Here is a 24,297-nt window from a genome sequence, read left to right as displayed (position 1 = left end):
ATGATTGATATTTTAAGAAGACGTTTTGGCTTGCTAGGCCGTAATATTAGTTACTCTTTTTCAAAAGGATATTTTACAGAAAAATTTAGCGATGAAGTTTTTGCCGGCAACAGCTACGAAAATTTCGACATTTCTGAAATCAATTATTTCACCGAATTAGTGAAAAACAATCCCGATTTAAAAGGTTTAAATGTTACAATTCCTTATAAAGAACAAGTCATTCCATTCTTAGACAAGCTATCCAAAAAAGCAGCCTTAATTGGTGCTGTCAACACTATTAAGTTTACCAAAAGCGGGAAATTAAAAGGATACAACACCGATTATTACGGCTTCAAAAAGTCATTAGAACCTTTATTAGAACCGCATCATAAAAAAGCATTGATTCTGGGAACAGGTGGAGCCTCAAAAGGGGTCGCTTTTGCGCTGGATGAGTTAGGTATACTCTATACTTTTGTTTCGAGAGAAGCCAAAGAAAACATCATCGATTATAACTTAATCAATGCGACTACTTTTGATAATTTCCAGATCATCATCAACTGTACGCCTGTAGGAACAATTCCTGACACTGACGCTTGCCCTGATATTCCGTACGAGTTTTTTACAGACAAACATATCGCTTATGACTTAATTTATAATCCGGCAGAAACCGAGTTTTTAAAAAGAGCTAAGAAAAAGGGTGCCATCATAAAAAACGGCTACGATATGCTTATTTTTCAGGCAGAAAAAGCATGGAAAATCTGGAACAAATAAAAGTTTAAGACACAACAGTATTTCAAATATCTCAACCCGACAGTTTTCAAAAACTTGTCGGGTTTGTTGTTTTTATACCTAATATTATAAAACAGTTATTCCTTCCCGATTTCCTTATCCCTAATCGAAATAAAACGAACTAAGATGTCTCAATACTATCATTTTCTTTTTCATTTCTAAAAATTCCGGTAATTTATAATTTAAATTAACTTCAAAAAATCAACAAAAAAACCCGCATGATATCTTTAAATTAAACCAATTAGTAAGAATTTCATCGTAAAATAACGTATAAACAAACGAATTATTTTGTAGTTAGAAACACCTTTACTATCTTTCGCTCTGTTTAAAATAAAAACCTTATACATTTAAAATGTTAGAAGAAAAGAATGATAACCTGCAAGAAGCAGACGGAAAATTAGAAATCGACACTAACGATTCTACTCAAAATAGTGCAATTGAAACGGCTGATGCCGATGCAGTAACTGAAAATACAATTTCAGACCCTGAAATTGAATCAGAAATCCCTGCTGAAGCTATTGAAGTCAATCATCAAACTGCATTAGATGCCATAACAAATTCGAATGCCGAAGAAAGTGAAGACGAGACGCTTAAAGAGCGCCACGAAATTCCTATGCAGGATTATGACACTTTTTCTTTGGATGCGCTTGTTGATGAATTGAAAAAACTGATCAATACTGACAAAGTAATGTCGGTAAAAGATCATATCGAAGAAATCAAGAAGTCGTTTTTATTACAATACAACCACCTTATAGAAGAGAAAAAAGAAGAATTCAACGCTTCTAAACAAGATCCGAATGAAGAATTCGAATACCACTCTCCTTTAAAATCTAAATTTGACGAGTACTATAATGTTTTCAGAGAGAAAAGAAATGCTCATTTTAAACATTTACAAACCAACCTGAAATCAAATTTAGAAAACAGACTTGCCATCGTTGAAGAGTTAAAAGAACTAATCAACCCGCAGGAAAACATCAAAGACACGCTTAAACATTTTAATGATTTAAGAGAAAGATGGAAGAATGCCGGTGCAATTCCGAAAGACAAATACAATCATGTTTGGAACAACTATCATTTTCATGTAGAAAATTTTTATGATTATCTGCATTTAGATCGTGAAGCCAGAGATTTAGATTTTAAACACAATCTGGAACAAAAACAAAAGATAATTGCTCGTGTTGAAGAATTGGTTAACGAAACCGACATTAGCAAATCATTCCGTGAACTACAGGACTTACACCGCATCTGGAAGGAAGATATCGGACCGGTTTCTAAAGAACACCGCGATACGATCTGGAACAGATTTAGTGAGCTTACTAAAAAAATTCACGACAAAAGAGAAGTTTTGTTTGAAAGCCAAAGAGCAAACGAACAAAATAACCTTGACGTTAAAAAAGAGATCATTGCAAAAATTGAGGTTTTAGGAACCGAAAAAGTAAACTCTCACTCACAATGGCTGGTACAAATTCAAAAAGTAGAAGGCCTTAGAAATGAGTTTTTCGCTGCCGGAAAAGTCCCTTCAGAAGTAAATGAAGAAACCTGGGCCGCTTTTAAAACTGCCGTTAGAAACTTTAATTCTTTTAAAAATTCATTTTACAAAGACATTAAAAAAGACCAAAACGACAATTTAAACAAAAAGATGGCGTTGGTAGCAAAAGCCAAAGAACTACAGGAAAGCACCGATTTTACTGCCACTACCCCTATCATGAAACAAATTCAGGAAGAGTGGAAACAAATTGGCCACGTTCCTAAAAAATACTCTGATAAAATCTGGAAAGAATTTAAAGATGCCTGCAATCACTATTTTGATAAATTAAAAGAGCACAAATCAGAAGAAAACGTTGATGAAGTAGCTGCTTTCGACAACAAAAAAGCATATTTAGACATCCTGAGAGCTTACCAGCTAACGGGTGATCACAAAACAGATCTGGATGCGATTAAAGCGCACATCGAAATCTGGAAAGGATACGGAAAAGTGCCTTTTGCAAGACGTCATATAGAAGGGAAATTCAATAAAATTTTAGATGCTCTTTTTGAAAAACTAAGTTTGAGTAAAAAGGAAACTGAAATGATGCGTTTCTCCAACCGAATTGATTCTTTGTCTGACAGTAACGATACACGTAAATTAGACAATGAAAAGATTTTCTTAATGCGCAAAATTGAAGAAGTTCAAAATGAAATTTTCCAATTGGAAAACAACATTCAGTTCTTCGCCAATACAAAAAATGCCAAAAAAGAAAATTCGATTGTACTTGAAGTTCGCAAAAACATTGCCATTCACAAAGAAAGCCTTGACGTTTGGAAAGAAAAGCTAAAACAATTGCGCAACTTAAATCAGGAATAATTATCAGATCGATCAAAGTTGAAACCATTTAAATACAAAGACTGCAGTGAAGAAATTCGCTGCAGTTTTTTTTATGCTTTAAAATCTTCATCAGAACTTTACTCTGTCTTTGAAAGCGGCTTAACGTAAATTATTCCGGCCACCGATATGTAGTCCCTACGGGACATTTCCCTATTAGGGATGACTGCTTAGCTATATTATGCTCCTAATGGAGCGCTATAAATATTTAGCTCCTAAAGGAGCATTGTATCTGAAAAATACCATAATAACTAAACTAACAATATTAAGCTCCTAAAGGAGCGCTTTAAACATTAAACTCCTAAAGGAGCACTTTGGCTGAAACTAAACGCTTTACTTTACTACAATAGAAGCCTAAAAAAATCTCGTAGAGATTGCACATTGGTAACCACACAGCTCTCCCTAATATAAAACTGTCCCGTAGGGACTTCACAACTACATCCGCATTATTGACACCAAAGCAGGCAAAACACACCAAGTTATAGCAACAGAAAGCTTTGCGAACTTTGCGTTATACAGGCGTAACTGATAAAAAATCTTTGCGCACTTTGCGGTAAAACCTTCAATCCCTTCCGCCTATAAAACAAAAATTTAACGTTTTATTCAACTTCGAAATGCAATTATGTAAGAAAATTAACTATATTTGAAAGTCACATTATCCAGTGACAATCCATAAAATATCAAATTAATTATTAATTCAAATTACATTACAATGAAATTTACAAGAAAAGCAAATGCCAACTGGAAAGGAACAGGCATGGAAGGAAAAGGAACAATCAGTACGCAAAGCACCACTTTAGACAACGCACAGCTATCGTTTAAAACAAGATTTGCAGACGGCGTTGGAACAAATCCCGAGGAACTTGTTGCTGCAGCTCATTCCGGATGTTTTACGATGCAATTGAGCTTTTTACTAAACGAAGGCGGTTACACAGCAGATGATTTAACTACAGAAGCCGCAGTAACATTTGAAGACGGCTCCATCACTTTGATTCATTTAGATTTAAAAGGAAAAGTACCTGGTATTTCAACAGAGGAATTCGAAAAAACAGCAGCAAAAGCAAAAGAAATTTGTCCGATTTCCAAACTTTTGAATACGACTATCACACTAACTGTTACACTAGTCGCTTAAGATTAAAACTTAAATAAATTCCAAATCTTAAAATCCAAATTCCAAACTCTAAAATCCCAAATTCCAACAATAATTGGTATCATTGGGTTTTGGGGATTTGGAATTTGTTTTCTTTAAGTATTGAGCTTTTATCCAATAGAAAAATTCCAAACTTTAAAATTCCAAAATCCAATAATATTTGACATCATTGGATTTTGGGATTTGGAATTTGGAATTTTAAATTATTGAGATTTCAACATAGCAATAAAAAAATCCAAATTCCAACAATACTTGGTATCATTGGAATTTGGATTTGGAATTTAAAACTATTGAGTTTTATGAACTCTTATTAATTCATTGTAGCTTTCAACGCTTTTGCTTCAGCAGTCATTTCTAACGCTTTGTAAACTCCTAATAAAGTTTTAGCAACATCCTCGTTTTTAGGATCTAACTCGTTTGCTTTTTTAAGGAAAGGAATAACTCCTTTGAAAACACCTTCTCTTTGTGCTTTCAATACATCGTAACGTTTCATATCCTTAGCAGAAGTTCCCAATTTGTTCATTTCATCAATGATTGGTTTTTCAGCTTCTAATTTTAATGCTGCAAGGTTAAGGTAAGCATTAGCATAGTTTGGATTGATTTCGATGGCTTTTAGGTAATATTTCTCAGCATCAGCAGTATTTTTTGCATTAGCACTGATAACTCCTAAGTTGAAAACTAAATCAGCATTGTTTGGATCTTTTTGCAAAGCCTCACCTACTAACTTTTTGTATGTTTCGTAATCTTTAGATTCTAAATACAAATTCGCTTCTGTCAAAATCAAAGAAGAATCTTCCGGATTTGCTTTTCTTGCATCTGCAATAGCTTTCTTAGCATCTTCACTACGTCCTTTTTGAACCAGGATTAAAGCCAGGTTTTTGTAAATTTCACCTCTTTTAGAAGGAATAGCTTCTGTTTTAGGTTTTTCGTGAGTTCCTAATTTTACCGCTAAATCTCTTTCTTTACCATTGTTAAAACCATCTTCGTTACCAGAAATTTTATTAACAGCCGTGAAGCTTGTTCCTTTTCCTGAATAGTTTAATTTTTTTAACTCTTCGTACATTGGTAAAGCAAGATCAAAATCCTGAGCATTTACTGCTGTAGAAGCTGCATAGTATAAATTGATTGTATCTTTTTTGTCTAACAAATAAGCATCATACAATTTTTTTGCTCCATCAGCATGTTTGGTTGCCTGAGAATCTGCAATTGCAGCGTTAATCAATTTTCCTTTTATTTCAGTAATAGAAGCTGCAGCCTGAGTAGAGTATTTAACTTTTCCAGATGCTTTTTCAACATCAATTAGTTTTTTGTAAGTCTCAGCAGCAAGAGAAAGGTTTTTCCCTTCTTCTACTTTTTTATTTGCCAAATCTAAATAAGCATTACCTTTTACAAAATAGTATTGTGCTTGTTCAACATCTTTGGCATTTACTACCATATTTTCAGCATCTTTTAATATCGTAAGTGCTCCCTGAGCATCTCCGCTTTTTAATGCCTTTTCAGCACTCTTAATCTGATCCTTCTGAGCAAAAGTAGCTACTGAAATCAATAATGCTGACGCAAGTATTACATATTTACTTTTCATAATATTCAATTTGTGTATTTAATTATAAGTGGTTTATTTTCTACTATTCTTCAGATTCCTCTTCTTCAGAATCATCTTCATCCTCTAATTCTTCTTCTGAATCATCATCGTCGTCATCGTCTTCAACAACACCATCATCTTCAAGAACTTCTAAGTCCGGTTTCACTCTCTCAATAACCGATTCAATCACGTTACCGTCTTCGTCTACAACAACTTCGGCAACATCATCTTTCATTACTTTTGTTACCGCAGCAATAGAATCTTTACCTTTTAAGTTAATCAATCGAACTCCCTGAGTAGCACGACCCATTACACGTAAATCTTCAATAGCCATTCTAATCGTTAATCCAGACTTGTTGATAATCATTAAATCATCAGCATCAGTTACCGCATTGATAGAGATTAATTTTCCTGTTTTCTCGGTAATATTAAGGGTTTTAACTCCTTTTCCTCCACGATTTGTAATTCTGTAAACATCCTCACCATCGTCGTCAACTAATTTAGTACGTTTTCCGTATCCGTTTTCTGTTACCACCAAAATCTGAGAATCGTTAACATTCTCTTTATCAATGGTTACCATTCCAATTACTTCATCGGTATCGTCTTTTAAAGTAATTCCACGAACTCCTGAAGCTGTTCTTCCCATCGGACGCGTTTTAGTTTCCTCAAAACGAACCAGTTTACCTGATTTAACTGCCAGAATAATTTGGCTCTCTCCGTTGGTTAATTTAGCTTCCAATAACTCATCACCTTCTTTAATCGTAATAGCAGCAACACCATTTACCCTTGGTTTAGAATATTTCTCTAAAGATGTTTTCTTAACCTGTCCTTGTTTGGTTACCATTACAAGATTGTGACTGTTGATATAATCTTTGTCTTTTAAGTCTTGTGTACAAATGAAAGCTTTTACCTTATCATCGCTTTCAATGTTTACCAGGTTTTGGATTGCTCTACCTTTTGCCGTTTTACTTCCTTCCGGAATTTCATAAACACGCATCCAGAAACATTTTCCTTTTTGCGTAAAGAACATCATATATTGGTGGTTGGTTGCCACGAACATATGCTCAAGGAAATCCTGATCTCTTGTTCCTGCACTTTTTTGTCCAACTCCTCCTCTGTTTTGAGTTTTATATTCGGTAAGGTTGGTACGTTTGATATAACCGGCATGTGAAATTGTAATCACCACATTTTCATCGGCAATTAAATCTTCGATACTAACATCTCCGCCTGAGTATTCGATAGTAGAACGACGCTCATCCCCGTATTTTTCACGGATTTCTTCCAGTTCTTCTTTAATTAAATTGGTTCTTAAATCGACATCTGCCAATAAGGCTTTCAAATGTTCGATTAACTTCATTAATTCGTCAAACTCAGCTCTTAACTTATCCTGCTCCAGACCTGTTAACTGACGCAAACGCATCTCAACAATTGCTCTGGCCTGAATGTCTGACAAATTGAATCTTTCGATTAATTTCTCACGGGCTTCTTCGGTATTTTTAGACCCCCTGATGATCGCAATTACTTCGTCGATATTATCCGAAGCAATAATTAAACCTTCTAAAATATGCGCTCTTTCTTCAGCTTTACGCAATTCAAAACGCGTTCTTCTTACTACTACATCGTGACGGTGCTCAATAAAATAATGAATCATATCTTTCAGATTCAACATTTGTGGGCGACCTTTTACCAGTGCAATATTGTTTACACTAAAAGAAGATTGTAATGAAGTATATTTATATAAGGTATTCAATACTACGTTTGGCGTAGCATCACGTTTCAGAATGTAAACGATACGCATACCGTTTCTATCCGACTCGTCACGAATATTCGCAATACCTTCAATTTTTTTATCGTTAACCAAATCAGCCGTACGCTTGATCATTTCGGCTTTGTTTACCTGATATGGAATCTCGGTAACAATGATACATTCTCTTCCATCCACTTCTTCAAAACCTACTTTAGCACGCATTACAATACGTCCTCTACCGGTTTTAAAAGCTTCACGAACTCCTTCATAACCGTATATTACACCACCGGTTGGAAAATCCGGAGCTTTAATATGCGTCATTAATTCGTCAACTTCAATATCGTTATTATCAAGATACGCCAAGGTACCGTTGATTACTTCGGTTAAATTGTGTGGTGGCATATTGGTTGCCATACCAACGGCAATACCTGTAGCTCCGTTTACTAATAAAGTAGGAACTCTTGTTGGCATTACTTTTGGCTCATATAAAGTATCGTCAAAGTTCAACTGAAAGTCAACCGTTTCTTTTTCGATATCTGCCATGATATCTTCAGAAATCTTACGCATTCTGGCCTCAGTATAACGCATTGCTGCCGGGCTATCACCATCAACAGAACCAAAGTTACCCTGACCATCCACTAATAAATATCGCATACTCCATTCCTGAGCCATACGTACCATCGCATCATATACCGAGGTATCTCCGTGCGGGTGATACTTACCCAGAACCTCTCCTACGATTCTTGCAGATTTTTTGTGGGCAGATCTTGATGTTACTCCTAAGTCATACATTCCGTAAAGAACTCTTCGATGCACTGGTTTCAAGCCATCTCTAACATCTGGAAGTGCTCTCGATACGATTACTGACATCGAATAATCGATGTAAGCTGATTTCATTTCATCTTCTATGTTAATAGGAATTAACTTTTCTCCTTCAGACATAAGTTGTTATATTAAATAATTATATTAGTTTCAAAGCGTGCCAAGATACGTTTTTTTGAAATTTTTTCAGCTATTTGCTTACACTTATTTCAATGATTTATTAACAACTTTATTTTAGGTTTTAGTTAATAAATTAAGCGTATTTTAACGCTTTTATTGTTATTTTTTTTGTCACTTAGCTGTCAGGAGATGCTGATGGGTACGGTTTTTGTTTTTCAAACAGTAATTCACTAAATTTACAATACCAATTATATATTATGGATGATAATTTTTCACCAAGAGTAAAAGATGTTATTACCTACAGTAAAGAGGAAGCCTTACGTTTGGGCCACGACTTTATTGGTACTGAACATCTAATGCTAGGCATTTTAAGAGATGGAAACGGAAAAGCTATTCATATACTTAATAACCTTGCAGTCGATTTAGATCATTTACGCAGGAAGGTAGAAATACTTAGTCCAGCCAATCAAAGCGTTGAAGTAAATGCCGAAAAGAAAAACCTTCATCTCACGCGTCAGGCGGAAAGAGCCCTGAAGACCACCTTTCTGGAAGCAAAAGTATTTCAAAGCTCGTCGATTAGCACGGCGCACCTGCTTCTATGCATCTTACGAAACGAAAACGATCCAACAACCAAGCTATTGAATAAACTAAAAATAGATTATGACATAGCTAAAGAACAATATTTAAATATGACTCCAAACGAAGAAGAATTCTTAGAAAACTTGCCAAGAAACGAATCGTATAATGACGATTCAGGACAAGATGACAGTCTTAAAGAAAGTAGTTTTAACAATCCCGCCAATAAGTCAAACAAAAAATCCAAGACTCCGGTTCTGGACAATTTTGGGAGAGATTTAACAGAAATGGCAGAGGAAGGAAAACTGGATCCGGTTGTAGGACGCGAGAAAGAAATCGAACGCGTTTCTCAAATTCTAAGCCGTAGAAAAAAGAACAACCCGCTTCTTATTGGAGAGCCTGGAGTTGGTAAATCTGCTATTGCGGAAGGACTGGCTCTGCGCATTATTCAGAAAAAAGTATCCCGTATTCTTTTCCACAAACGTGTGGTTACACTTGATCTGGCCAGTTTAGTAGCCGGAACAAAATACCGCGGTCAGTTTGAAGAAAGAATGAAAGCCGTAATGAACGAGCTGGAGAAAAACGATGATATCATTCTTTTCATTGACGAAATTCACACCATCGTAGGCGCTGGTGGAGCAACAGGTTCACTTGATGCTTCGAACATGTTCAAACCTGCTTTGGCAAGAGGTGAAATTCAATGTATTGGAGCTACTACTCTTGACGAGTACAGACAATATATTGAAAAAGACGGTGCTCTTGAAAGACGTTTTCAAAAAGTAATTGTGGAACCAACTTCTGTTGAAGAAACAATTGCCATCTTAAACAATGTAAAAGACAAATACGAAGATCACCACAATGTTACTTACACACAGGAAGCTATTGAAGCCTGCGTTAAATTAACAAACAGATATATGTCTGAGCGTTTCTTACCGGACAAAGCTATCGATGCACTGGACGAAGCAGGATCACGCGTACACATCACTAACATTGATGTTCCGAAACAAATTTTAGACTTGGAACGTCAGTTAGAAGAAGTTCGCGAAATGAAAAACATGGTAGTTAAGAAACAAAAATACGAAGAGGCTGCCAAACTTCGCGACGATGAAAAACGTATCGAAAAAGACCTGGCTGTCGCTCAGGAACAATGGGAAGAAGACTCTAAAAACAACAGAATTGAAGTTACAGAAGATAACGTAGCCGATGTTGTTTCGATGATGACCGGAATTCCTGTTAACCGTATTGCACAAACAGAAAGCAATAAATTGGCCCAATTACCTGAATTGATTCAGAATAAAGTAATCGGACAAAATGAAGCTGTTTTAAAAATTGCACGTTCTATTCAACGTAACAGAGCCGGACTTAAGGATCCAAACAAACCAATTGGTTCGTTTATCTTCCTGGGTCAGACTGGGGTTGGTAAAACACAATTGGCAAAAGTTTTAGCAAAAGAATTATTCGATTCTGAAGATGCGTTAATCCGTATCGACATGAGTGAATACATGGAGAAATTTGCGATCTCTCGTTTAGTTGGAGCGCCTCCGGGATATGTAGGATACGAAGAAGGTGGACAGCTGACTGAAAAAGTTCGCAGAAAACCCTATTGTGTTGTGCTGTTAGACGAGATCGAAAAAGCGCATCCGGATGTATTCAACATGATGCTTCAGGTTTTAGATGATGGATACTTAACGGATAGTTTAGGCCGCAAAATCGACTTTAAAAACACGATTATCATCATGACTTCTAATGTTGGAGCGCGTCAGTTAAAAGATTTTGGACAAGGCGTAGGATTCGGAACTGCTGCAAAAGTAGCTCAGGCCGATGAAAACTCAAAAAGCATTATCGAAAATGCATTGAAGAAAACCTTTGCTCCTGAGTTCTTAAACAGAATTGATGACGTAATCGTATTCAATGCCTTAGAAAAAGCTGATATTGATTTGATTATCGAAATTGAACTTAAAAAATTGTACAGCCGAATCTCAGAATTAGGATACACTTTAAGTCTTACCGATAAAGCGAAAGCATTTATTGCCGAAAAAGGATTTGACAGACAATTTGGTGCAAGACCTCTAAAAAGAGCGATTCAGAAATATGTCGAAGATTTGTTAGCAGAAGAAATCATCACTTCAAAAATACATTCAGGTGATGAAATCTTAATGGATCTGAAAGATGATTCTCAGGAACTATCTGTAGAAATCCACAAAGCCGAAGAGCCGACTAATCAATAAATTAGTTTTAATTTATAACAAGAATAACATGCCCGTTACGTTTTCATAACATAACGGGCATTTTTTTTGGAAAATTTGCTATCTTTAATAAAAGCAAATAGCTATTTTTGGCTATTAAATTCTATAATAAAAAACAACGTATGCTTCAAAACAAAGTCATTTTAGGTAGCGAAGAATGGTGCTCATTTCCAGAACTAGGAATCCCGACAATCAAGGCTCGTGTGGATTCTGGTGCCAAAACTTCGGCAATGCACGCTATAAACATAGCTCCTTTTATAAAAAATGATGCCAATTGGGTGAAATTCGATATTAATCCTATTCAGAATAATATTAAAACCATCATTCATTGTGAAGCGCCGCTGGTTGACAAAAGAATTGTAAAAAGCTCAAGTGGTTTCAGAGAACACCGCTACGTGATTCAGACCCATTTAAAAATTGGCGACATCAAATGGCCTATCGAAATGACCCTGACCAACAGGGATTCTATGGGTTTCCGAATGCTTTTAGGCCGTGAAGCCATGAGCGGACGTGTATTGGTTGATCCCGAAGAAAAATACCTTTTAGGACAGCCGAGCCCTGAAGCCTTAAAAGAATTGTACCAAAACTCTGAAAAAGCAAGCTCAGGATTAAGAATTGGGCTTTTGGCCAGTAATCCCGAATTGTACAGCAATAAAAGAATCATGGAAGCGGGTGAAATGCGCGGACATGAAATGCATTTTTTAAACATCAAAGAATGTTATATGAAACTGGATGCCAAAACTCCCGAGATTCACTATCGCGGCGGAAAAATACTAAACCAGTTTGATGCTATTATTCCTAGAATCCGACCAAGCATTACTTTTTACGGTTGTGCTTTAACGCGTCAGTTTGAAGCATTGAAGGTTTTTGTACTAAATTCAGCAACAGCCATCACTCAATCGCGTGACAAACTCTATTCGTTACAACTGCTTTTAAACAGCGGAATCGACATTCCTACTACAGGGTTTGCCAATTCACCACTGGATACCGACAATTTAATTAAAATGGTTGGAGGTTCGCCTTTGATCGTGAAGTTATTGGAAGGAACTCAGGGAAAAGGTGTTGTTTTAGCAGAAACCAAAAAAGCCGCAGAGAGTGTAATCAATGCTTTTAAAAGCTTAAATGCTAACATCCTTGTTCAGGAATTTATTAAGGAAGCCAACGGAAAAGACATTCGCTGTTTTGTGATCGACGGTAAAGTGGTAGCTGCAATACAACGTGAAGCGATGCCGGGTGAATTCAGGGCCAATATTCACTTAGGTGGAACAGCATCTGTTATAAAAGTGACTGCCGAGGAGAAAAAAATCGCCATAAAAGCCGCAAAAGCTATGGATTTAAAAGTAGCCGGTGTTGACATTATCCGCTCGTCAAAAGGACCTTTGCTGCTTGAAGTAAACTCTTCTCCGGGTCTTGAAGGAATTGAAGGCGCTACCAACAAAGATGTTGCAGGTGAAATGATTAAAGCCATCGAGAAGAACTTTAAATTATAATCGCTTCTTTTTCAGTAAAAATATTCATTTAGACCTCATGTCTAAACATTAATTTAGGAACTTTGTTGAAGTCTTGCTTTGACAAAGTTTTTTTTTAATCCAAACACTAAAAGAAATGATGCTATCCCCCTATTTAGATATTATTTTAAGAAGTCTTTCCGTTTATTTTTTCATGACCATTGCCTTGAGAATTTTCGGCAAAAAAGAACTTTCACAGCTAAACACTGCCGATATTATTCTGATTTTACTGATTAGCAACTCCGTTCAAAATGCAATGGTTGGTCCGGATACCAGTCTTTGGGGAGGTTTGGTTGCTGCTTTGGCATTGTTCATCATCAATTACATCATCAAGAAACTGACTCACAAATACAAAGGTCTCAGCAATTTACTACTGGACAAGCCCGAAATCCTGATTCATGACGGCGAACTGGACTTTAAAGCTTTAAGCAGACTAGACATTTCACACGAAGAATTAAAAGAAGCGGCACGTGAGCACGGCCTCGAACATTTGACCGATATTAAGCTTGCTATGCTGGAAATTGACGGCACTATAAGCATTATTTCAAAAGAAAAGCAGAATCTCAAACAAACACACTACAAGCGAAAACACAATCGCAAGAATCTGCAAAAATAAAACAACATACCTAAATACTTAATAATCAATATATTAAATATTTAAAATAAAAAACTTAGCTATATACTTTGTTATACTATGTATTTTGTTATACATTAGCCAAATGAACGAAACATTTGTAACAAACTGGAAATCTCAGGTAAAGAAAGGCACTTTAACTTTCATTATCCTTAATGTACTCAAAAATCAAGAGTACTATGGTTATGAACTTATCGAACAAATAAGAAAACATACCGAAATAGAAATCGCAGAGGGAACACTATACCCATTAATGAACCGATTAAAAACAGAAGAACTGGTAGATTCAAAATGGGTCGAACAGGAAACCGGAATCCCAAGGAAATACTATTCCTTAACCGAAGCCGGCATCGCCACTTTGAGCCAAATGAATATTTACTGGGAAAATCTGGAAAAATCAATTAAAAAAATCATTCAATGAGAATAGAAGATATCAAATTCGAACAAAAAGCTTCACAACGCGTTTACAACAGCTACATGAAGCGCATCAAAAAGACAACCGCTTCACTACCAAAAATAGATCAGGACGACATTTATATGGAATTTAACAGCCATATTTTTGAAGCCATTCAACATAGAAATGGAACAAACGAACTCGATTCTCTTTTAGACAGCATCGAAAAACTAGGCTCTCCGGAAGAGGTTCTGAAACCCCTTATTGCCGATAAAAAACTAGAACAAGCCACCAAAACATTCAACCCTGTTCATGTTTTCAAAGCTTTGGCATTAAACATTACCAATGGCATTTCGTACATCTTTTTCTCTATTTTATACCTTTTCCTGTTTGGTTTTGTATTCCTGATTTTTGCAAAAATCCTGAATCCTTCTCAGGTAGGTCTTCATATCAATAAAGATTCTATTTCTGTTTTCACATTAGGAATAATGAATCCCGAGGATCAAATTAAATACCACACTTACGAGGCTCTTGGTAATTGGTTTATTCCTGTCATGCTAGTATCAACCGTATTATCCTATTTACTTATAACCCTATTATTAAAACTTAAAAAATCAATCAATCAAAAATCATCATCATGAAAAAAATCATCATCAGCTACTGCATTGCTCTTATCACGACGAGCGCTTTTTCTCAAACTTTCAATTCAAAAAAACTCGACAGCCTGTTTGCGCTTTTAGAAAAAAACAGCAAATACATGGGAAGTATTGCCATATCTGAAAACGGGAAAACAATTTACACCAAATCTATTGGTTTTGATGACCTTACAAGCGCAAAAAAATCAAGCCTCAATACCAAATACAGAATTGGCTCGATCTCTAAAACATTTACGGCATCCTTAATTCTTAAAGCGGTAGAAGAAAATAAAATCAACTTAAACCAAACGATCGACAAGTATTTTCCAACGGTAAAAAACGCCAAAACAATCACCATTGGCAACTTATTGAACCACAGAAGCGGTATACACGACTTTACCAATGACGACGATTACTTAAAATGGAACACTCAGTACCAGTCCAGAGCCAAAATGATTGAACGCATTTCTGCCGGTACTATCGTTTTTGAACCTGACACAAAAGGCCAGTACAGCAATTCTAATTACATACTCTTGTCGTATATACTGGAAGACCTTTACAAGAAGTCTTATGGCGAAATTTTAAGTCTGAAGATCACAAAACCTTTACACCTAAAAAACACGTATCTGGGCGGTAAAATCAATCTGAACAACAACGAATGTTATTCTTATACGCTTGAAGGGAAATGGAATAAAGAAAGCGAAACGGATGCATCAATTCCACTTGGAGCCGGAGCTGTAGTTTCTAATCCGACTGATTTAAATCTTTTCTATGAAAATCTTTTTGCCGGAAAAGTAGTTTCTACAGAACATTTAAACCAGATGAAAACCATTAAGGACAAATTCGGAATGGGACTTTTAGAATTTCCGTATTACGAAAGAAAAAGCTACGGACATACTGGCGGAATTGACGGTTTCAGATCTGTTGCAGGCTATTTCCCAAATGAAAAATTAGCGTTGGCTCTAACTTCAAACGGAATGGGCTACGACAACAATAACATCATGTTATGTGCTTTGAATTCGTATTTCAACAAGCCTTTTGTAATGCCGGTCTTTAGTAATGTTGCGGTTACACCTGCAATTCTGGATTCCTATTCCGGAACTTATGGCAGTTTACAGATTCCGTTAAAAATAAGCATTTCTCAAAAGAATAATATTCTAATTGCTCAGGCCACAGGCCAGCCTTCTTTTCCTTTAGAAGCTACAGCCACAAATGCCTTTAAATTTGATGCTGCAGGAATTGTTCTGGAGTTCAACTCCGAGAAAAAAGAAATGACACTAAAACAAGGCGGGAAAGACTATTTATTTACAAAAGAATAAAATTTACCGCACACCAATACAAACAAAAAAGCTGGTTTCGCAATTGAAACCAGCTTTTTTTATTTCCAAAATTGATACCATTTCACACCCTGATTATCGGTTTCAAAATCTGTATTCACTTTCTTAATCGTTTTATTGGTCAAACCATATGCTTTCAGTCTATGATTGAGATTTACCAGAATATAATCTTTTTCTACGGGGAATTTTTCAGCAATCCTTTTATAATGCTTTAAAAGCCTTTTATCCTCTACCCCATCCAATGCTTGCAAAGTGGTATGAATAACTCTGTTTGAACTATCATGAAGACCTTCTATAAAAACAGCGGTGTACTTGTTTTTATCCTTCATTTGCCCAAGCGAATAATAAGCACTAACTCTTATTGACTCACTTTTATTAGACGTAAACGGAATGATAATAGCCCCATAATCCAGCTTCATTTCTTTTAACAAGTACGTACAAAATCTGAAGGTTTCCTCCTCTTCAATCGCATCAGCATTTGCTTTTATAACCTCTAGCCAATCTGTACTTTTGTTTTTTGCATACCAAAATACGAATTGAAATACCGTCAGCAGACTCTCTTTTGCAAAGTCCATTAAATACGGTTTTGCGCGTTCATAATCGAACTTCGTGAGCAGCTGCAGTATTGTTTTTTGAATTTCCCCTGAACTTATTTTATACTGCTCTTCTAAAATACTTAGAGTTTCAACATCTAATATCTCTTTTTTTAAGATTCCGTTGAGACATTCTTCCTTAATTTCATCATCCTCTGTAGAAAAATATACTTCTAAAATGTAAGCTGACAATCCGCCTAAGGTATATCGAAATAAATGAGGTTCCTCTGTCATGGTATTTTCTGGGATAATTTCATCAAGCCATCTTTCGTACCAATCTAAAAAATTAGACTCAAAAGCAAAATAAGGTTTCTGTCTGTCGATATCAATATTTACAACCCGTCCTTTAAATTCTCCATTTAAAACAAGTCCGTAATAATACGAACAGCCCTGACTAGCGATTGGCAGTATTCCGCCAAACAATTTACCAAGTTCCGCATCAAAATCTTCTTGAGAAATACCCTCATTCTCTTCAATATTTTGTGTCAGTTCTACCCAGAATTCATCACTCATTTTTGGATAAACTCTACAATCCTGCTTTAAGCAATTTTCGGGATTACTATAGACAAATTCCTCCAGATTTTTCCCAAAAGGAAATATTCCATAAGACGGCCCTGCAGCTGAATCCTGATAAGATATTCCACCATTGCCAATATGCAGTAAAAAGGCTTTATAATCGTCCGGAAGCTCGAGATTGTATTCGGTTTCAAAACGGATAATCTGATCGGCATTAACCGTTTTTCCAATGGTATATTTATGGCTGTCAGCCCCAAAAACCTTTAAGCCTTTGTCTGCATTTTTCGCCAGGAGCAACTTTCTTTTTATTCTTTCTATCTGATTCAATAGGTCTGTTTTCAATCTGTATTTCTTTCTTTATTTTTAAGTAAATATAAATACATTATACTTCAAAATAACCCGTTTTAACAAACAAAAAAGCCGATTTCAATTTGAAATCGGCTTTAAAATATTTCGATAAAATGTGATTTACCTCTCACATTTCACAATAATCATTTATTACATAAATACGCTCAATACAAAGTAAACCAAACCAGCTAATATAGCCGAAATAGGAATCGTTAGTATCCAGGCCCAGATTAAACTTACGGTAACTCCCCAACGAACAGCGGAAACACGTTTTGTTAATCCAACTCCAATAATAGAACCTGTAATGGTATGTGTTGTACTTACCGGAATTTTTAAGTGCTCTGTAAAATAAAGTGTCAAAGCTCCCGCAGTTTCAGCTGCAACTCCTTCAAACGAGCTTACTTTTGTGATTTTAGAACCCATTGTTTTCACAATTTTCCATCCACCACTTAAAGTTCCGGCTGCAATTGCAGAATAACAAGCCAAAGGAATCCATCCCGGCATTACTCCTTTTACACCTAAATCATCGTTTGGTAAAACAACATCTAACCAGGAATCCATATGCACACCCGGATTGGTGTTGATATAAACTGCTACTGCAGCTGCAATAATACCCATTACTTTTTGAGAATCATTCCCTCCGTGACCCAAACTAAAAGCCGCAGAAGATAACAATTGCATTTTTTTCAACGCTGCGTCTGCCTGATGAAGATTCAAACTACTGAATATCAAACAAAACAAACTTACCGTTAAGATGATAAAAGCAACTAAAAACCATTTAATATTATGCGGATCAAAAGCTACACTCCAAAAATGAGATTCGAAACGTGGTTTTCCATGCTTAACAATCTCCTCATAAGGAACCATTAAACTGCTCACCATCCAGATTGTTGCTATCATTAAGGCCACTGTAAATATTTTTGGACCAATACTTTTACGAGAAGCATTTAACAACCAAATCGAAATTAAGTAAGAAGCCAAAGCCCCCAATAATGGTGCTAAGACAATAAAAGCAATAATAATAAGAACTCCCGAAGGCATTCCACCGTCTTTACCAGCTTTGTACCAGCTTACGATTTCGTACCAGTAGTGCGTTGTTCCGTCTTCACCAACATATCCTGAGAATCCGTGCACTGCAATCGCATGCGCAATTGCTGCTCCGGCAAAACCACCGATCAAAGTATGCGAAGAACTTGAAGGAATTCCTAACCACCAGGTCAATAAGTTCCAACAAATAGCCGCAATAACACCGGCAAGAATTACAACCAGGTTAATCTCCATGGTGTGCGCTGTTTTAGCAACAGTATCGGCAACACCAAATCCAAAAACCCAATAGGCCAGAAAGTTAAAAAATGCTGCCCAAAGAACGGCCTGAAAGGGCGTCAAAACCTTTGTCGCAACAACGGTAGCTATAGCATTTGCTGCATCATGAAAACCATTGATGTAATCAAAAATTAAAGCTAATACTATAATAATTATAAGTAGCGTCATAAAATTATAACTTCAGAATGAAATAAATTGAATTAAGAATGTTTTACAGAAATAGATTCCAGTATGTTCGCAACACTCTTACATTTGTCTGTTGCTGATTCTAAAACAGATAACACTTCTTTATATTTAATAATATTTTTAGCGTCTGTTTCGTTTTCAAAAATTTCAAAAACTGCTTTGTTATAAACATTATCCGACTTATTCTCCAGTTTATTAATTCTGGCACAAGCTTCTTTAATAATGTTCATGTTTTTTAAGTTACTCAACTCTTTTACAGCGCTGTCAATATTCTGACAAGCTTCAAGGTTGATTTCGGTCATTTTTCTGATCGATTTTGTAATCTTATCTACCTGATACAATTTCATTCTGCTTGCTGCACCATGAAGGTAATCGGCAACGTTATCAATTGAAGTAATTAATGTATGAATATCCTCTCTGTCAAATGGAGTGATAAAATTTCTACTCAATTCAAGATTGGTTTGACGTGTAATGTCTTCTCCTTTTTGCTCTAACTCATCAATTTTTTGAAAAAGAACTTCTCTTTCTTTTAATGGAAGGTTTACAGCTTCGTGTAAATTAGAAGCTAACTCAATTAGATTGCTTGAAGCTTCTTCAAAAAGTGGAAAGAATTTCTTGTCTTTCGGCACTAAAAATTGGAAAATACTGTTTATTGACATTTTTATATTTTTGATAGTGCAAAATTACTTCAATATTATTTTGCCATGTTAAGCCATTGTTAACAAATCGTTTTCAATTTGGAAACTGTCAAGGAATTCAACTGTTTTTTTAATATCATAATGCAGAATTCTGTCTTCTTTAACCAACGGCACGACCTCTCTGTAACTGTTCAAAAACATTTCGATGAAATCGCTTGATTTTAAAGGTGCTCTGTAAGCAATCGCCTGAGAAGCATTCAACAATTCGATTGCCAAAATACGTTCCAGATTATCCATAACACGCAATGCTTTTGTAGCTCCGTTGGCTCCCATACTCACATGATCTTCCTGTCCGTTACTTGAAACGATACTGTCGATACTTGACGGAGTTGCCAATTGTTTGTTCTGACTTGCGATACTGGCAGCAGTATATTGCGGAATCATAAATCCTGAATTCAATCCCGGATTATCTACTAAAAACGCAGGAAGATTACGCAGTCCTGAAATCAACTGATACGTTCTTCTTTCAGAAATACTTCCCAATTCAGCCAAAGCAATTGCCATGAAATCCAATGCCAAAGCCAAAGGTTGTCCGTGGAAATTTCCTCCTGAAATGATCTGATCGGCTTCTATAAAAATATTTGGATTGTCTGTAACCGAATTGATCTCGGTTTTAAATACTTTTCTAACATAATCAATGGCATCTTTTGAAGCACCATGAACTTGTGGCATACAACGGAAAGAATACGGATCCTGTACATGTTTTTTCTCCTGAGCAATGATCTGGCTTCCTTCTAAAAACTCCGTAATGCGTTGTGCCGTTACAATTTGCCCTTTGTGAGGACGGATAAAATGAATTAACTCGTTAAAAGGCTCAATTCTTCCATCAAAACCTTCTAATGAAATAGTTCCGATTAAATCTGCCAAATACGAATATTTATAGGCTTTTAATAAAATATGTGCTCCATAAGCGCTCATAAACTGAGTTCCGTTTAGCAAAGCCAAACCTTCTTTGGACTGTAAAACGATAGGTTCCCATCCAAAATGTTTTAAAACTTCAGCAGCAGCTGTTTTTTTTCCTTCAAATAAAACCTCTCCTTCCCCTAATAAAGGCAAAGATAAATGTGCTAAAGGCGCTAAATCTCCTGAAGCTCCCAAGGATCCCTGAGTATAGATTACAGGAAGAATATCATTATTGTAAAAATCGACTAAACGCTCTACGGTCTGCAATTGAATTCCGGAATGTCCGTAGCTCAAAGACTGAATTTTAAGCAACAACATCAGCTTTACAATTTCAGCAGGAACTTCTTCTCCGGTTCCGCAAGCATGCGATTTTACCAGATTTTCCTGAAGCTGAGATAAGTTTTCATTTGAAATTTTCACATTACAAAGTGATCCAAAACCAGTATTGATTCCGTAGATAGGTTCTGAATGGGAAGCCATTTTTTTATCTAAATAATCACGACATTTCTGAACGTTTACTTTTGCTTCTTCTGATAGCTCAAGCGTTTTCTGGTTGACAATAATTTCCTGTAAAGCTTCTAAACTTAAGGTCTCCGTACTTATATAATGGATTTCTCTCATGTTGTTTTAAATTTAAGACTTCAAAATTCAGCAAATCAATATTAAAAAGCAACATTTATTCCTAATAATTAAAATTTGATTCTCACAAATTCCCCGATTTTGTTCTTTTCACAATAGTAATCATACAAAATCGGGATCGTTTTTTCTATGTCAAAATGATCCCTTCAAATTTTAACAAGAAAATTAAAAAAAGCACTCAATTCCTAGTAAACTTATAGACTAATGACGTTTTTCAGTGTTATTTGGGATTAAAAATCAACCTATTAACTCTGTCCACACCAAATATAAACCCGTATATTTATACGAATCCAATAATTTAACAGACTCAATTCTGACAAAAGCTCAATATTAATTTGATGCCATTTGATTTTTTAAAATATTCACAAAAAGGCCCGAAAGATTTTTAACTTTTATAAAAAACTGTACTTTTGAAAAACCTAAATGAAAAGTAACAGCGCAAAATATCATTCTACACTAACAACTCAAACCGGAGTTGCAATTGCTGCTACAACCATTTCTACAACAACTACTACCCCTTAGGGGTATACATTTTACATATCATCCAGGTTACCTAGTACTTTTTTCTAAGAAGAAGAGAGTTATTGGATACATAAAAAACATTTACAAAGAAAAAAATAGTCGCAGTTTTCAGTTTCAGTTCACAGTTGATAACCTTTGAACCTTTGTTACTAAAAATCTTTGCACCTTATTAAAAAACATCAAAAATGAAAGTATTAAAATTTGGCGGAACTTCGGTTGCCAATGCACAAAATATAAAACTAGTTCTCGAAATTATAAACCAAAAATCGAAGCAGGATCAATTGGTTGTGGTAGTATCTGCGTTAAGCAAAGTCACTGATTTACTGCAATTGGCAGCTGCAAAAGCGGCAGCTAACGATGAAAGTTTCAGAGAAATTGTTGCCGAAATCGAGAAAAAACACCTTGACACTTTAAAAGAATTGATTCCGGTTAGCGAGCAAAGCAGCTTGTTAAGCCATGTAAAAAGAATCATCAATCACTTAGAAACTTTATTGGACGGCTGTTTTTTACTGGGCGAATTATCTCCCCGAACTTCAGATACCATTTTAAGTTTTGGAGAATTACTTTCGTCTTACATCATTGCACAGGCGTACCAGCAAACGAATAAAAATGCGGTTTACAAAGACAGCCGTGAACTGATTAAGACCAACAACAATTTTGGAAAAGCAGTTGTTAATTTCGAAGTTTCCAACCAGCTGATCAGGGAATATTTTGCCGAAAACCAATCCAAAATCAATATACTTCCGGGATTTATTGCTTTAACTCTTGACGGAATCGCTACTACTTTGGGTCGTGGAGGCTCTGATTATACTGCGGCCATTATTGCCGGAGCACTTGAAGCTGAACAATTGGAAATCTGGACGGATGTTAACGGAATGTTTACTGCCAATCCTAAAATCGTAAAGCAGGCCCACCCTATTGCTACCATCTCGTATCAGGAAGCGATGGAGTTATCGCATTTTGGAGCCAAAGTGCTGTATCCGCCAACCATTCAGCCTGTTTTAAGAAAAAACATTCCCATTTTAATCAAAAACACGTTTGAACCGGAAGCCGAAGGAACGCTAATTTCCGATCAGGTTTCGTCGAAAGATACGGTTGTAAAAGGGATCAGTCATATCGATAATATTTCATTAGTAACACTTGAAGGTCCTGGAATGATCGGAGTTTCGGGTTCGTCAAAACGTTTGTTTGAAGTATTGTCGCAGGAAAAAATCAACGTGATCTTTATTACTCAGGCTTCTTCTGAGCATTCTATCTGTATCGGAATCCTTAATTCGGATGCCGAAAATGCAGAGGCTGCAATCAACAGAGCTTTTGAAGTAGAGATTTCACAAAACAAAATCGATCCTTGTATTGTCGAAAAAGACCTTTGCATTATTGCCTTGGTAGGTGAAAACATGAAAAACCATCAAGGTTTGAGTGGTAGAATGTTTAGTACTTTAGGAAAAAACAATGTCAACATCCGTGCTATTGCACAGGGAGCATCTGAGCGCAATATCTCTACAGTAATCAACGAAAGAGACGTTAAAAAAGCATTGAACACTTTACACGAAAACTTCTTTGAAGAAAACACCAAACAGCTCAATTTATTTGTGATGGGTGTTGGAAATGTGGGTGAAAAATTCATCGAGCAAATTCACAATCAAAGAAGGTTTTTAAAAGACAATTTGAAGATTAACGTACGCGTGATCGCTTTGTCTAATTCCCGAAAAATGCTTTTTGACGAGGACGGAATTTCCTTAAAAGAATGGCAATCGGCTCTCGACAAAGGTGAAAACGCCAATAAAGAAGCCTTTATCGCCCGTGCGAAAGAACTGAATTTACGCAACAGCATTTTTGTCGACATCACTGCAAATGCGAGTGTTTCTGAAACCTATGAAAATTTCTTAAAACAGAGTATTGCGGTAGTGACCTGCAACAAAATTGCCTGTTCGTCTGCCTATGACAATTATAAAAAATTAAAGAACTTATCCCGTCAATACAACGCTCCATTTTTGTTTGAAACCAATGTTGGCGCTGGATTACCAATTATAGATACGGTAAAAAACTTAATTGCTTCGGGAGATAAAGTACATAAAATTCAGGCTGTTTTATCCGGAAGTCTGAACTTCATATTCAACAATTTCGACAAAGACAATTCTTTTCATGATGTTGTAAAAGAAGCCGGAGTACAAGGTTTTACCGAACCGGATCCTAAAATTGACTTAAGCGGAATCGACGTAGCCCGTAAAATCCTGATCCTGATTCGCGAAAGCGGTTACGAAATGGATATTGATGCAATCGCCAACGAATCGTTCCTACCAGCCGAATGTCTTGCCACAACCAACAACGAAGATTTCTTTGCTTCTTTAACGCAACATGCTCCTCATTTTGCTAAAATATATGACGAAGCATTGAGCAAAGATTCCAGATTGAAATATGTAGCACAATTCGAAAACGGAAAAGCAAGTGTTGGTCTGCAATTCATTCCAAAAGAGCATCCTTTTTACAATTTAGAAGGAAAAGACAATATTGTACTTTTCTACACCGATCGCTACGTAGATCAGCCATTACTGATCAAAGGCGCCGGAGCAGGTGCCGCCGTAACCGCATCAGGAATTTTTGCGGATGTGATTCGTATTGGAAACGTTTAGTTAGGTACAAAGGATCAAAGGTTCAAAGCAACAAAGTTAAAAGCTTTCAACCTAT

Annotated in this window: 16 protein-coding genes; 10 read left to right on the top strand and 6 right to left on the bottom strand. The window is 36.0% G+C overall.

Annotation, left to right across the window (positions count from 1 at the left end):
- From OLM61_RS15640 to OLM61_RS15630, 3 genes are all read left to right on the top strand, one after another.
- Window positions 1-750: a shikimate dehydrogenase family protein gene (locus OLM61_RS15640; RefSeq protein WP_264523555.1), complete on the top strand. Its 750-nt coding sequence runs from the start codon at window positions 1-3 to the stop codon at window positions 748-750.
- A 370-nt stretch (window positions 751-1,120) separates the two neighbouring features.
- Window positions 1,121-3,112: a DUF349 domain-containing protein gene (locus tag OLM61_RS15635; protein WP_264523554.1), complete on the top strand. Its 1,992-nt coding sequence runs from the start codon at window positions 1,121-1,123 to the stop codon at window positions 3,110-3,112.
- Between the two features lie 730 nt (window positions 3,113-3,842).
- Window positions 3,843-4,262: an OsmC family peroxiredoxin gene (locus OLM61_RS15630; RefSeq protein WP_264523553.1), complete on the top strand. Its 420-nt coding sequence runs from the start codon at window positions 3,843-3,845 to the stop codon at window positions 4,260-4,262.
- A gap of 328 nt (window positions 4,263-4,590) precedes the next feature.
- Here OLM61_RS15630 and OLM61_RS15625 read toward each other — a convergent pair whose 3' ends face one another.
- Complete coding sequence (locus OLM61_RS15625; protein WP_264523552.1) at window positions 4,591-5,862, bottom strand: tetratricopeptide repeat protein; 1,272 nt, start codon at window positions 5,860-5,862, stop codon at window positions 4,591-4,593.
- Between the two features lie 43 nt (window positions 5,863-5,905).
- Window positions 5,906-8,551 (bottom strand): DNA gyrase subunit A, encoded by a 2,646-nt coding sequence (gyrA, locus tag OLM61_RS15620; protein ID WP_264523551.1) that lies wholly within the window; start codon window positions 8,549-8,551, stop codon window positions 5,906-5,908.
- A 257-nt stretch (window positions 8,552-8,808) separates the two neighbouring features.
- On the opposite strand from gyrA, the gene OLM61_RS15615 reads away from it, so the two are divergent.
- The 6 genes from OLM61_RS15615 (at window position 8,809) to OLM61_RS15590 (ending at window position 15,863) form a co-directional block, all read left to right on the top strand.
- Complete coding sequence (locus OLM61_RS15615; protein WP_264523550.1) at window positions 8,809-11,355, top strand: ATP-dependent Clp protease ATP-binding subunit; 2,547 nt, start codon at window positions 8,809-8,811, stop codon at window positions 11,353-11,355.
- Between the two features lie 140 nt (window positions 11,356-11,495).
- Window positions 11,496-12,863 carry a 30S ribosomal protein S6--L-glutamate ligase gene (rimK, locus tag OLM61_RS15610; protein ID WP_264523549.1) on the top strand — a complete coding sequence of 456 codons (1,368 nt, stop codon included), beginning with the start codon at window positions 11,496-11,498 and terminating at the stop codon, window positions 12,861-12,863.
- Between the two features lie 118 nt (window positions 12,864-12,981).
- Window positions 12,982-13,497, top strand: coding sequence for a DUF421 domain-containing protein (locus OLM61_RS15605; RefSeq protein ID WP_264526392.1), 516 nt, complete (start codon window positions 12,982-12,984; stop codon window positions 13,495-13,497).
- Window positions 13,498-13,600: 103 nt separating this feature from the next.
- The gene (locus OLM61_RS15600; protein ID WP_173966663.1) at window positions 13,601-13,936 is read left to right on the top strand and encodes a PadR family transcriptional regulator; all 336 of its coding nucleotides are present in this window, start codon (window positions 13,601-13,603) and stop codon (window positions 13,934-13,936) included.
- Window positions 13,933-14,550 carry a DUF1700 domain-containing protein gene (locus tag OLM61_RS15595; RefSeq protein ID WP_264523548.1) on the top strand — a complete coding sequence of 206 codons (618 nt, stop codon included), beginning with the start codon at window positions 13,933-13,935 and terminating at the stop codon, window positions 14,548-14,550. The genes OLM61_RS15600 and OLM61_RS15595 overlap by 4 nt, the downstream gene beginning before the upstream one ends.
- Window positions 14,547-15,863, top strand: coding sequence for a serine hydrolase domain-containing protein (locus OLM61_RS15590; RefSeq protein ID WP_264523547.1), 1,317 nt, complete (start codon window positions 14,547-14,549; stop codon window positions 15,861-15,863). Before OLM61_RS15595 ends, OLM61_RS15590 begins: the two co-directional genes overlap by 4 nt.
- Window positions 15,864-15,922: 59 nt before the next feature.
- On the opposite strand, the gene OLM61_RS15585 is transcribed toward OLM61_RS15590, so the two are convergent.
- The 4 genes from OLM61_RS15585 to hutH form a co-directional block, all read right to left on the bottom strand.
- Window positions 15,923-17,332, bottom strand: coding sequence for an SMI1/KNR4 family protein (locus OLM61_RS15585; RefSeq protein ID WP_264523546.1), 1,410 nt, complete (start codon window positions 17,330-17,332; stop codon window positions 15,923-15,925).
- Window positions 17,333-17,488: 156 nt separating this feature from the next.
- Window positions 17,489-18,829: an inorganic phosphate transporter gene (locus tag OLM61_RS15580; protein WP_264523545.1), complete on the bottom strand. Its 1,341-nt coding sequence runs from the start codon at window positions 18,827-18,829 to the stop codon at window positions 17,489-17,491.
- Between the two features lie 32 nt (window positions 18,830-18,861).
- Entirely contained in the window at window positions 18,862-19,506 is a 645-nt protein-coding gene (locus tag OLM61_RS15575; RefSeq protein ID WP_017496503.1) for a DUF47 domain-containing protein, read from the bottom strand.
- A 48-nt stretch (window positions 19,507-19,554) separates the two neighbouring features.
- Entirely contained in the window at window positions 19,555-21,069 is a 1,515-nt protein-coding gene (gene hutH / locus OLM61_RS15570; protein ID WP_264523544.1) for a histidine ammonia-lyase, read from the bottom strand.
- A 725-nt stretch (window positions 21,070-21,794) separates the two neighbouring features.
- Here hutH and thrA point away from each other — a divergent pair.
- Window positions 21,795-24,242 (top strand): bifunctional aspartate kinase/homoserine dehydrogenase I, encoded by a 2,448-nt coding sequence (gene thrA, locus OLM61_RS15565; RefSeq protein ID WP_264523543.1) that lies wholly within the window; start codon window positions 21,795-21,797, stop codon window positions 24,240-24,242.
- The last annotated feature ends 55 nt before the right edge of the window (window positions 24,243-24,297 follow it).

The sequence above is a fragment of the Flavobacterium sp. N502536 genome (genome assembly GCF_025947345.1).
In the GTDB taxonomy this organism is placed as follows: domain Bacteria; phylum Bacteroidota; class Bacteroidia; order Flavobacteriales; family Flavobacteriaceae; genus Flavobacterium.
Note: the sequence above shows the minus strand (reverse complement) of the source record. Positions and strands in the feature narration are given on the sequence as shown.

Coding starts and splice junctions, on each gene's coding strand:
- rimK (WP_264523549.1), top strand. CDS start 11,496: ATGCTTCAAAACAAAGTCATTTTAGGTAGCGAAGAATGGTGCTCATTT.
- OLM61_RS15640 (WP_264523555.1), top strand. CDS start 1: ATGATTGATATTTTAAGAAGACGTTTTGGCTTGCTAGGCCGTAATATT.
- OLM61_RS15615 (WP_264523550.1), top strand. CDS start 8,809: ATGGATGATAATTTTTCACCAAGAGTAAAAGATGTTATTACCTACAGT.
- OLM61_RS15590 (WP_264523547.1), top strand. CDS start 14,547: ATGAAAAAAATCATCATCAGCTACTGCATTGCTCTTATCACGACGAGC.
- OLM61_RS15635 (WP_264523554.1), top strand. CDS start 1,121: ATGTTAGAAGAAAAGAATGATAACCTGCAAGAAGCAGACGGAAAATTA.
- OLM61_RS15605 (WP_264526392.1), top strand. CDS start 12,982: ATGCTATCCCCCTATTTAGATATTATTTTAAGAAGTCTTTCCGTTTAT.
- OLM61_RS15575 (WP_017496503.1), bottom strand. CDS start 19,506: ATGTCAATAAACAGTATTTTCCAATTTTTAGTGCCGAAAGACAAGAAA.
- OLM61_RS15630 (WP_264523553.1), top strand. CDS start 3,843: ATGAAATTTACAAGAAAAGCAAATGCCAACTGGAAAGGAACAGGCATG.
- OLM61_RS15625 (WP_264523552.1), bottom strand. CDS start 5,862: ATGAAAAGTAAATATGTAATACTTGCGTCAGCATTATTGATTTCAGTA.
- OLM61_RS15600 (WP_173966663.1), top strand. CDS start 13,601: ATGAACGAAACATTTGTAACAAACTGGAAATCTCAGGTAAAGAAAGGC.
- OLM61_RS15595 (WP_264523548.1), top strand. CDS start 13,933: ATGAGAATAGAAGATATCAAATTCGAACAAAAAGCTTCACAACGCGTT.
- thrA (WP_264523543.1), top strand. CDS start 21,795: ATGAAAGTATTAAAATTTGGCGGAACTTCGGTTGCCAATGCACAAAAT.
- gyrA (WP_264523551.1), bottom strand. CDS start 8,551: ATGTCTGAAGGAGAAAAGTTAATTCCTATTAACATAGAAGATGAAATG.
- OLM61_RS15580 (WP_264523545.1), bottom strand. CDS start 18,829: ATGACGCTACTTATAATTATTATAGTATTAGCTTTAATTTTTGATTAC.
- hutH (WP_264523544.1), bottom strand. CDS start 21,069: ATGAGAGAAATCCATTATATAAGTACGGAGACCTTAAGTTTAGAAGCT.